Consider the following 261-nt stretch of genomic DNA (forward strand, 5'->3'; position numbering starts at 1 on the left):
ATCAAGATGATACTAAGATGTCTGACACAGATCCCGAGGATTATAACGAAAAGCTGCGCAGCAGCACGATTAACGCTGACAAATCGGTTGAAGGTAGCCTCTTCTATGTTGTAGATAAAGGCGAGAAATACGAGCTTAACTATACGCCGGAATCTTATGGTGATAAAAAGCCAAAATCAGTTACTTTCAAAATTGACGGAAAAGACAAAAAGATCCTTGCGACAGCAGACCAGCTCCAAGACTCTGCAAAAGCATTATCAG

1 protein-coding gene is annotated in these 261 nt (G+C 41.4%); it reads left to right on the forward strand.

Annotation, left to right across the window (positions count from 1 at the left end; all coding sequences use genetic code 11):
- A partial coding sequence (locus tag CF394_RS15445) for a DUF4352 domain-containing protein (RefSeq protein WP_133079871.1) occupies window positions 1-261 on the forward strand: 261 nt, incomplete at both ends.

The organism is Tetzosporium hominis (assembly GCF_002265435.1).
Classification (GTDB): domain Bacteria; phylum Bacillota; class Bacilli; order Bacillales_A; family Planococcaceae; genus Chryseomicrobium; species Chryseomicrobium hominis.